Raw genomic sequence first — 9,685 nt, forward strand, 5'->3', positions numbered from 1 at the left:
GGCGTGCGTGAAGGTCCCGGGGGCCGCGACCGGAGCCGCGTGAGGCGGCGGATCCCGGCTCCGGTCGCCGGACCGCGAAAGGGCTTGTCCGGCAGACGCGTTCACCGTGGCCGGTGCGGTTCGGCTGCCGCGCGCGGGCGGTTCGCGGCTCTCAGATGAGACCGCTCCGTACCGCGCGGGCCACCGCGTGCGCGCGGTTGCGTGCCTGGAGACGCGCCATCAGTTCGTAGATGGTGTTCTTGACGGTGTGTTCGGAGCAGTCCAGGGTCCGGGCGATCACGGCGTTGCCGTGCCCCTCCGCCATCAGCGCGAGCACCGTGCTCTGCCGCGCCGTCAGCGGGTTCGGGGCAGCGGCCCGGGCGGTCGGTGTCCCGGGGCCGCCGAGCAGCCGTACCAGCGCCCCGTACGGCATGCGGCCCTCGCCGTGGCGTGCGCCGTGTACGGCGGCGGCCAGGGCGGCCGGTGTGAGGTCGGCCGGCCGCAGGACCGCCAGGACGCCCGAGCGGATCGCCAGCCGCAGCCCGGCGATCGACACGGTGTCACAGACGACCAGCCGCCGGTGGCCCGCCGCCGGACAGGCCGCGACGGCCTCCTCGACGGTGCCGGCGACGGCCACCACGACGGTGTCCTGGGACGGCGCGGCTTCGGGAACCAGGTCGATCCCGGCCTGCCGCAGCATCCGTGTCACCCGGCCCGCCCGCGTGCCGCCGGGGCCTCCTGCCACCTGGAGGTGAACGCGGGTGCGCTCCGCCACGGCGGTCACAGCAGGCCCGTCCGCAGCGCGTAGGCCACCGCGTGGGCGCGGTTTCGCAGCCGGAACCGCTGGGTGATGTCGTGCACGACCGTCGTCACGGTGCGCTGCGAGTAACTCAGCCGCTCGGCTATCTCGCTCGTCTCATGGCCGTCGGCGACCATTCGCAGCACGGAACGCTCCCGGTCCGACAGGCCGGCGGCGGCCCAGGACGGGGTGTCCGCCGCGCTGCCACGGCTCTCGGAGTGTTCCAGCAGCCGGTCCAGCAGGTCCGGCGGCAGCGTGCAGTCGCTCCTGGCGGCGGCCAGGACGGCGCGCGCGAGCCGGGCCGCGTCGGCCTCCCGGCGGCGCAGCAGCCCGCGCGCACCGGCGGCGAGCGCGTGCATCGCCTCACCGGCCCCCAACTCACCGGCGACGAGGACCACGTCGGGTCTGGCGGGGGTGGAGCGGGTGGCGCGCAACGCGTCCAGTTCCTGGCCTGTGACCCGGTCGACGATCATGACCACGACGCGTGGCTCGCCGCCCGGCGGCGTCAGGGACACGTCCGGGCAGGCGTACAGGGTGCTCTTGATACCCGCTTCCAGCACGGGATCGAGCGCGACGACGCTGACAGGTACGGGTTCTCCCACCGAGTCCTCCGAAGATCGTCCGCCGGCCGGGTGCGCCGCCCGGCGGAAAGGCCGCTGCACCACAGACTCGGTCCGCGCCGGCGGTCCTGGCATCGGGCGGCGGCCCCCAGATTCGCCGCGGCCGTACCCAGCCCGACCGCGCCGGAGCCGCGGCCGGGCCCCTGACCTTGCCGGTGCGGACCCGTACGGAGAGGGCGCCGGGCCTCCGGGCCGGTGCGGCCCGAGCGGTCGCCGGGCACCTGCCCGCCGGGGTCGAGGGGCGGGATGCCTCAAGGTGTGGTGGGTTTCCGCGGGTTCATGGGGGTGCCCGCGGGTTCCTGGGGGCACCTGGGGGGTGGTTACCGAGAATATGGGGGAACTCCCCTCATGTGCTGGGCGCGCGGCGCTGCGACCTTGGTGAGGTGACTGACGCCGCCATCGCACCAGAGTCCCGGATCCGCGCCCTCCCCCGCTCGTGGTGGGCACGGGGTCTGACCCTGCGGGAGCGGCTCGCCGCGCCGGCGACCCCGGCGCCCGTGCGGGCCGCCGCCCCGCACGGCGGGACCGCGCCCTGGTCCGCCGGGGACGAGGCGGGCTTCGCCGCCCGGCTCGCGAGCCTGGGCATCGACGGCGACACGGCTCACGCCCTCGTGGACGAGACCGCCGAGCGGCTGAGCGGCCGGGCCGCCAAGCCGGACTGGGCCGACTACATCGAGCGGGCGGTGGCACTGGCACCCGAACGGCCCGGTGAACCGGCCGGAGCCGCCTCCGGAGCCGGCGGCCCCGCCGTCTTCCTGCCTGCCTTTTACCCGCTGATCGCGCCCGCCTGGGCCGAGGTCTGTTCCCGTACCTCCCTTCCGGCCGGCGAACAGGCCGTGGTACGGGCCGCGTTCGAGGGAAGGCTCGGTGACCTGCTGACCCGGCAGGCCGCCCGGACCCTGGTCCGGGAGCTGAACCTGGCCCGCACCGCCGGACGGCTGCCCGGTGACACCTCGCGCGACCGCTTCCTCGCGTACACCGGGCGACTGGGCACCCGGGAGGGGCTGGCCGAACTGTTCACCGGCTATCCGGTGCTGGCGCGGATGCTCGGCCAGTCGTGCGTGCAGGCCGCCGGGACCATGGTGGAACTGCTGACCCGGTTCACCGCCGACCGCGCGGCCGTCGTCGCGGACCTGCTGCCCGGCGCCGCCGCGGGGACGCTGACGGGGCTGGACCTCGACCGCGGCGACGCGCACCGGGGAGGCCGGTCCGTGGCCCTGCTCCGCTTCGCCGGCGGCGGCACCGTCGTCTACAAGCCACGGCCGCTGGACCAGCACGCGCTGCTGGACGAGGCGGCGCGGTGGCTGAACGGCAAGGTGCCCGGTCTGCTGCTGCGCACTCCCCGGTCGGTCCGGCGCCCGGGTTACGGCTGGCTGGAGTTCATCGAGCACCGGGGCTGCGGGTCGGTCGCCGAGGTGGACCTGTTCTACCGCCGCCAGGGCGCCCTGCTCGCCCTGCTGTACGCGATGGACGGCGCGGACATGCACTACGAGAACGTCATCGCCTGCGGTGACCAGCCGGTGCTGGTGGACGCGGAGACCCTGCTCCACTCCGGCCTGCCCTCGGCGACGACCGCGGGGTCCGACCCCGCCGAGGAGGCCCTGGGAGCCTCGGTGCACCGCACGTGCCTGCTGCCGCATCTGCTGATCGGGGAGAACGGCGCGCTGGACATCTCGGCGCTCGGCGGTTCCGCCGGCGGGCTGTTCCCCAGCGACGGGGTCCGCTGGCAGGCCGCCGGAACGGACGAGATGCGCCTGGTCCGCGCACCCGTCGAGAGCCGCCCGGCGCAGAACCGCCCGCTGCTGCACGGCAGCGCGGCCGGCCACGCCGACCACCGGGCGGCACTGCTGGAGGGTTTCCGGGCCGGTTACGACGCGATCACCGGCAACCGCCGGGAACTCCTCGGCGACGACGGCCTCCTGGCCCGCTGGGCCACCAGTCCGGGGCGTCTGCTGGCGCGTGCGACCCGGCTCTACACGGCTCTGCTGGAGGAGTCCACCCATCCGGCCGTACTGCGTGACGCGCTGGCCCGGGAGTCGGTGTTCGCCGTGCTCTGGACGGAGTCCGCGCACGACGCCGCCCGGCAGCGCCTGATCGAGGACGAGACGGCCGACCTGTGGTCCGGGGACGTGCCGCTGTTCTTCCACCACCCCGCGAGCACGGCGGTGTGGGGCTCCCGCGACACCCGCCTGGAGGGGGTACTGCCCGCGCCCAGCCTGCGGATCGCGCACGACAAGATCCTCGCCATGGGCGAGGTGGACCGCCACGACCAGGAATGGATCATCTCCGCGACACTCGCCGTCACCCAGGCCAACCAGGGCGCGGGCGGGCCCCGTTCGGCGCTGGTGCCGCCGCCCGCGCCGACCGCCGTGCCGGACCCCGCCCGGCTGCTGGCCGCAGCCTGCGGCATCGCCGACGAGATCTCCGCCCGCGCGGTGCACGGCGGCGGACGCGTCAACTGGCTCGGTCTGGAGCAGGTGGCCGGAACCCACTGGGCCGTACTGCCCATGGGCGGCGGGCTCGCGCAGGGTTACTGCGGGGTCGCGCTCTTCCTGGCCCAGATCGGAGCCCTGACCGGCGCGGACCGGTACACGGCGCTGGCCCGGGAAGCGGTACGGCCGCTCCCCGCGCTGCTCTCCGCGATGGTCGAGGAGCCCGAGCTGAGCGCCGCCGCGGGCCCTGGCGTCCTGCACGGCGCCGGCGGCATCGTCTACGCCCTGGCCCGGCTGTCCGCGCTGCTCGGCGACGGTGTCGGCGACTGCCTGCCGGAAGCCCTCGCCGCGCTGGAACTCGCCGCGGCGCCGGACGCCGGCGCGTCCGGCCCCACCGATCTGGCCGAGGGTCTCGCCGGGGCGCTGGCCGCCACGCTCGCGGTGCGGCGTCCGACCGGGACGGCGGGCGCGGCGGACCTTGCCGCCGCGCTGGCCTCGGAGTTCGCCGACCGGCTGCTGGTCAGGACCGCGCACCGCACCACGGAGCCCGGCTTCGCGACCGGCGGCGCGGGTATCGGCTGGGCCCTGCTGCGCTACGCCGCCACCCGGCCGGACGCCGCCCGGCCGCATGCCGCCGCCGGTGCGGCGCTGCTGCGGTCGGCGCTCACCACGGCTCTGGAGCGGCCCGGCGACCTCGGCTGGGAATCGGGACTGTCCGGCACGGCGCTGGCCGCCGCCGACGCGCTCGGGGGGCCCGGCGGGCTCGGCGACCCCGTACCGGACGCGTCGCTCGACCGCTGTGTGCGGTTACTGGACACCGCCGCCCCGCCCGCCGATCTGAGTCTGCGGCACGGCGCACTCGGCACCGCGGAGGCGCTGGCCGCGCTCTCCGCCCGTGGCCACGAAGGCGCCAGGACCGCACTCGCCCACCGCACCGGAGAAGTGCTCGGCCGCATGGAGCAGTACGGACATCTCTGCGGCACTCCCGACCACGTGCCGTCCCCGGGACTGCTCACCGGGCTCTCCGGCATCGGGTACGCCCTGCTCCGGCTCGGCTTCCCGGACGCGGTCCCCTCGGTCCTGCTGCTCGGTCACGCCTCCGGTGCGTCGAGCAGCCGGCGTACCGCCTGATCCCCCGTCTCTTCCGTCTCTTCCGTCTCGTTCATCACTCCTGACCGCCCGAAAGGCAGGCACACCATGAACAAGTCCTCCGCCACCACGTCCTCCGCCGCGGCCACGTCCTCCGCCGGCCTGTCCGTCCCCGGGCCGGACGCCGAGGCCACCACCGTCACGCAGGCGGACCCGGCCGGTGAGATGGCCCTGTCCGGACGCAACAGAGCCTGCGCCCGCGCCCGTGTCCTGGCGGGCATGGTCCTGACCAGCGGCATCGTGGTCGCGCTCAGCGCGATGGACAACACCTCCGTGTCGGCCCCCAACATCGTCTCGTGACGCGGTCCGTGGCGTGCGCCCGCACGGACCGGGGACGATCCGAGCGGGCCCGCGCCGCCACGGACCCGCATGCGGGTGACCCCTGGGACTGACGTGAACGAGCCATTGTCAATTAGCATCTGGCCTCATGCGTTCCCGTGCGCCATACCTTGTCGGACGTGATCACCAACTGGACCTCCTCCAGGGGTCTTTGAAAGACGCCCGGGAACAGCGCGGCGGCGTCGTCTTCCTGGTGGGCGAGGCGGGGATCGGCAAGTCCCGGCTCGCGGCGGAAGCGGTGGACATGGCCCTCCGTTCCGGGATGCGCGTACTGCGGGGCCGCAGCAGCACCACCGGTCCCACGGTGCCGTTCCGGCCGCTGACCGAGGCGCTGATGTCCCTGTTCCGCGGCGGCGAACCGCTGGACGATCTCGCGCTCGGGCCGTACCGGCCGGTGCTCGGACGGCTCATCCCGGACTGGAACACCGGTGCCCACGAACCGAGTTCCCTGGTCATCCTCGGCGAGGCGGTGCTCCGGCTGCTCATGGCCGCCGGGAAGGACCGCGGCCAACTGCTGCTGCTGGAGGACCTGCACGACGCCGATGCCGAGACGCTCGCCGTGGTCGAGTACCTGGTGGACAACCTGGACCTCACCCCGGTGGTGCTCCTCGTGACCATCCGTACCGAGAACTGCGAGGCCCTGGAACTGGCCGGCTCGGCCAGGCGGCGCGGCACCGGCACGGTGCTCGAACTGCCTCCGCTCAGCCGCTCCGAGGTCAACGCCTTGATCGCGGCACAGTTGGGCACCGATCCCGAGGGGGTACCGGCCGCGGTACTTGACCGGCTCTGGGACGACAGCGCCGGGAGCCCGTTCCTCGTCGACGAACTGCTCCAGGGCATGATCGGCGCGGGTTCCCTGGTCCAGGCGGACGACGGCTGGCAGACCGTCGGTAACCTGCGCAGCGACGTGTCGACGGCCCTCGCCCGGGGCATCCTGCGGCGTATCGACCGGCTGGGCCCGCAGGGGCTGACGCTGCTGTCGGCCGCGGCCGTGATCGGCAAGCGGTTCCCGCTGAGCGTGCTCCAGCGGATGACCGGTATCGACGACCGGGGCCTGCTCAGCCACCTGCACGCGGGGGTCGCGGCGCAGCTCGTCGTCTCCGACGAACCCGCCCCCGACTGGTACGCGTTCCGGCACCCGCTCACCGTCGAGGCGCTGTTCACGCAGCTGACGCCCGGCAACCGGGCCGCGCTGTCCGCGCGGGCCGCGGACGCGGTCCAGGCGCTCCATCCGGAGCTGGAGGGCGAGTGGTGCCCCCTGGTCGCGGAACTGCGTTCCGAGGCCGGTGACGCGGCCGAGGCCGGCCGCCTCTTCGCGGACGCGGGCCGGCGGGCGCTGGCGGACGGGGCGATCAGCTCGGCGGTCACTCTGCTGGACCGGGCCGAACATCTGCTGTCGGGCAGCGAGGACGCCTCCCGCCGGGCCGGGATACTGGAGTCGCTGCTGCCGGCCCTGGCCGAGGCCGGGAACTTCACGCGGGCCTTCGCGCTGGCCGAGCAACTGCACGCGCTGGGCGGCGCCGGCCTGAGTGCCCCGCGACTGGCCACGCTGCACACCCGGCTCGCCGAGGTCGCGTACACGGCGGGCCGCTCGGCCGACGGCCACCGGCAGATAGCGCGGGCGAGAGCCGTCCTGGAGACCGATCCTGATGAGCCCGCGGCCGCTTCCGTCGACGTGGCCGCCGCCTATCTGGCCCTCGACAGCCCCGGACAGGACCGTACCCAGCAGGCCGAGAGACTCGCCCGCTCCGCGCTGCACGCCGCACAGCGGCACGGGCTGCCCGCCGTCGCCTGCCAGGCGTGGGAACTGCTGGCCACACTGGCCCGCGAACGGGACCTCGGCGAGGCCACCTCGCTGCTGGAGTGGGCGCTGCTGACCGCCGAGCGGCACCAGCTCCCGTTGCAGCGCATGTACGCGCTGACCCGGATCGGCGGCAACAACTGGCTCGTCGACGGGGACACCGCGCCGTTGCTGAAGGCCCGCCGGGAGGCGCTGCGGCTCGGCTCCGCCACCATCGTCCACACGATCGACGGCATCCTCCTCCTGGACACCGTCCTGCGCGCGGACTTCGACGCCGCGCGGCGTTCCGGCGACGAGTGCCTGGCCGTCGTGGAGCGGCTCCGGCTGGCTCCGGCCGCCCGCTACGTCCTGATGGCACGGGCGACGGCCGCCGCGCACCAGGGCGACCGGCCGGCGATGGAACGGGCGCTGTCGTCGTTCGCCTCCTGGGACGGAGCCGGGTCCCAGGAGGAACCGCTGACGATCGGCCTCGCCCGGACGTTCTGCGCGCTCCTCGAGGAGGACCGGGAGCTGGCGGTGCGTGAGGTCCGCGCCGTCTCGGCCCTGGAGGACGCCAATCCGAGCACCTACTACCTGAGCGGGCGCTACGGCATAGGGCTGCTGCTGGACGTGCTGTCGGGGGATGCCGACCGCGTCCGGCACGGTGAGGTCGCCGCCACGCCTCCGGGCGGCATGCGCTGGAACCGGCACTTCGTCCTGCTGGCGGACGCCGTGCTGCTGGGCCGGGAAGGACGGCCAGAGCAGGCGGCGGCCTCGGTCGCGGAGGCTCTGCGCCTCGCCGACGCCTACCCCACGGCGCTCCACCTCGGCCTCCGGCTGATCGCCGAAGCGGCTCACGAGGACGGCTGGGGTGAGCCGGTCGCCTGGCTGCGCCGGGCCGAGCACCACTTCCACCAGGGCGCGGCGGCGCACGTCGCCAACGCCTGCCGGGCCGCGCTGCGCCGGATGGGCGCGCCGGTGCACCAGCACCGCACCGGGACCAGTGGCATCCCCGACGTGCTGCGCGCGCAGGGCGTGACGGTCCGGGAGTACGACGTGTTCCAGCTGCTCGCGGAACGGCTGAGCAACAAGGACATCGCCGAACGCCTGTACATCTCTCCTCGCACGGTGGAGAAGCACATAGCGAGCCTCGGCACCAAGACCGGCCGGCACAGCCGGGCGGCTCTGTCGTCGCTGTCCGCGTCCCTGTGATCCCGGGTCCGTGCTCGGGTTCACGGAGCCGGAGCCGTCCGGCCGCGGTGCCCCCGGGAACGGGACACCGCCGTCTGTGAGGCGGGCATGCCGTCACCGCATCGCGCGTACGGTCCCCGAACTCAGCACGCCCAGCGCCGTCACCGTCAGGACCAGGGCCACGCCGGCGAACATGACGCCGGTGCTCACCTGGGCCAGGGCCCCGCACACGATCAGGGAGACCGGCGCGACCGCGTATCCGAGGACCATGTCGAGGGAGATCACCCGGCTGAGCACCGAGCCGTGGATGGTGCGCTGTATCCAGCTCAGGCCGAAGACTCCCTGGAAGCCGATGGCGAATCCCATCAGCAGGACGGTCCCCACGGCCGCCGCGGTGGTGGTGAAGAGGCCGAGCAGTCCCATTCCCAGCGCGAGCCAGCCCGCCAGGGCCGCGATCAGCAGGCCGACCCGCGGACGGCCGCCGACCGTGCCGCCGGCCAGGGTCCCGAGCATGGCCCCGCCCGCGAGCGCGCCGTTGAGCAGCCCGAGGGCCACCGAGCCTCCGTGCAGACCGCTCCTGGCCAGCGTGGCGAAGCCGACCGTGAAGGGACCCGCGTAACAGAAGGTCACCGCCGTGTCGACGGCCAGCATGGTGCGGATCCGGGGGTCCTCCCAGGCGTACCGCAGCCCGGCGCGGATGCGGGAGACCAGCGAGTCCCCGGCCGCCGGCTCCGGTCCGCCGCCGTCCGCGTCCCTCTCCTCGGGCGGCAGGGTCCTGACCCGGGCGACGCACAGGCCGCAGAGCGCGAAGCACAGGCCGTCCACGAAGAAGGCGGCGTCCGCTTCGAAGACGGCCACCACCACGCCCCCGACCGCCGGCCCGAGCACGGCCGCCACCCGGGTGCCGGCGCCGAGCAGGGCGTTGGCCTGGGTCAGCAGCTCCTTGCGCACCACCGACGGCAGGATCGACACCCTGGCGGGCTGGAAGAAGGCGTCGACGGTGCCGAAGGCCGCGGCGGCGGCGCACAGTGCCCAGAGGTTCAGCGTGCCCGACGCGCCGGCCGCGCCCACCGCCACCATGAGCGCGGCCCGCGCCCAACTGGACGCGGTCATCAGGGTGCGGGTGGACCATTTGTCGCCGAGTGAGCCACCGACCAGCGTGAGCAGGGCCCGCGGCACCGCCTGGAGGGTCAGTACGTAGCCGAGGGTCAGGGTGGACTGGGTGAGGCTCAGTGTCATCCAGGAGAAGGCGATGTAGCTGAATCCGTCACCGAGCAGGGACAGGGACTGGCCCATCCACAGCAGGCGGAACGACGGCAGCCGGGCGGGGGCCCAGAGCCGCGTGCCCGCGCCGGCCAGAGTGGTCGCCATGAGTCGAACCTTTCTTCGCGTGCCG

The 9,685-nt window shown here is 74.5% G+C and carries 6 protein-coding genes; 3 read left to right on the forward strand and 3 right to left on the reverse strand.

All coding sequences use genetic code 11. From position 1 onward, the window contains the following. Nucleotides 1–151: 151 nt before the first annotated feature. Complete coding sequence (locus ACIP6N_RS06710; protein ID WP_401813411.1) at nt 152–754, reverse strand: response regulator transcription factor; 603 nt, start codon at nt 752–754, stop codon at nt 152–154. A 5-nt stretch (nt 755–759) separates the two neighbouring features. Next, nucleotides 760–1,380: a LuxR C-terminal-related transcriptional regulator gene (locus ACIP6N_RS06715; protein ID WP_401813412.1), complete on the reverse strand. Its 621-nt coding sequence runs from the start codon at nt 1,378–1,380 to the stop codon at nt 760–762. A gap of 401 nt (nt 1,381–1,781) precedes the next feature. Here ACIP6N_RS06715 and ACIP6N_RS06720 point away from each other — a divergent pair, with 401 nt between their 5' ends. The 3 genes from ACIP6N_RS06720 to ACIP6N_RS06730 all read left to right on the forward strand — a co-directional run bounded on the left by ACIP6N_RS06720 (nt 1,782) and on the right by ACIP6N_RS06730 (nt 8,310). Continuing rightward, entirely contained in the window at nt 1,782–4,961 is a 3,180-nt protein-coding gene (locus ACIP6N_RS06720; RefSeq protein WP_401813414.1) for a type 2 lanthipeptide synthetase LanM family protein, read from the forward strand. A gap of 66 nt (nt 4,962–5,027) precedes the next feature. Next, complete coding sequence (locus ACIP6N_RS06725) at nt 5,028–5,279, forward strand: hypothetical protein (RefSeq protein WP_401813415.1); 252 nt, start codon at nt 5,028–5,030, stop codon at nt 5,277–5,279. A 127-nt stretch (nt 5,280–5,406) separates the two neighbouring features. Continuing rightward, on the forward strand, nt 5,407–8,310 hold the full coding sequence (locus tag ACIP6N_RS06730) for an AAA family ATPase (protein ID WP_401813417.1): 2,904 nt from the start codon (nt 5,407–5,409) through the stop codon (nt 8,308–8,310). Nucleotides 8,311–8,403: 93 nt separating this feature from the next. Here ACIP6N_RS06730 and ACIP6N_RS06735 read toward each other — a convergent pair whose 3' ends face one another. Continuing rightward, nucleotides 8,404–9,660: an MFS transporter gene (locus ACIP6N_RS06735; protein ID WP_401813418.1), complete on the reverse strand. Its 1,257-nt coding sequence runs from the start codon at nt 9,658–9,660 to the stop codon at nt 8,404–8,406. Between the last annotated feature and the right edge of the window lie 25 nt (nt 9,661–9,685).

Origin of the sequence: Streptomyces sp. NPDC088725 (assembly GCF_044751305.1) — a bacterium.
Lineage (GTDB): Bacteria > Actinomycetota > Actinomycetes > Streptomycetales > Streptomycetaceae > Streptomyces.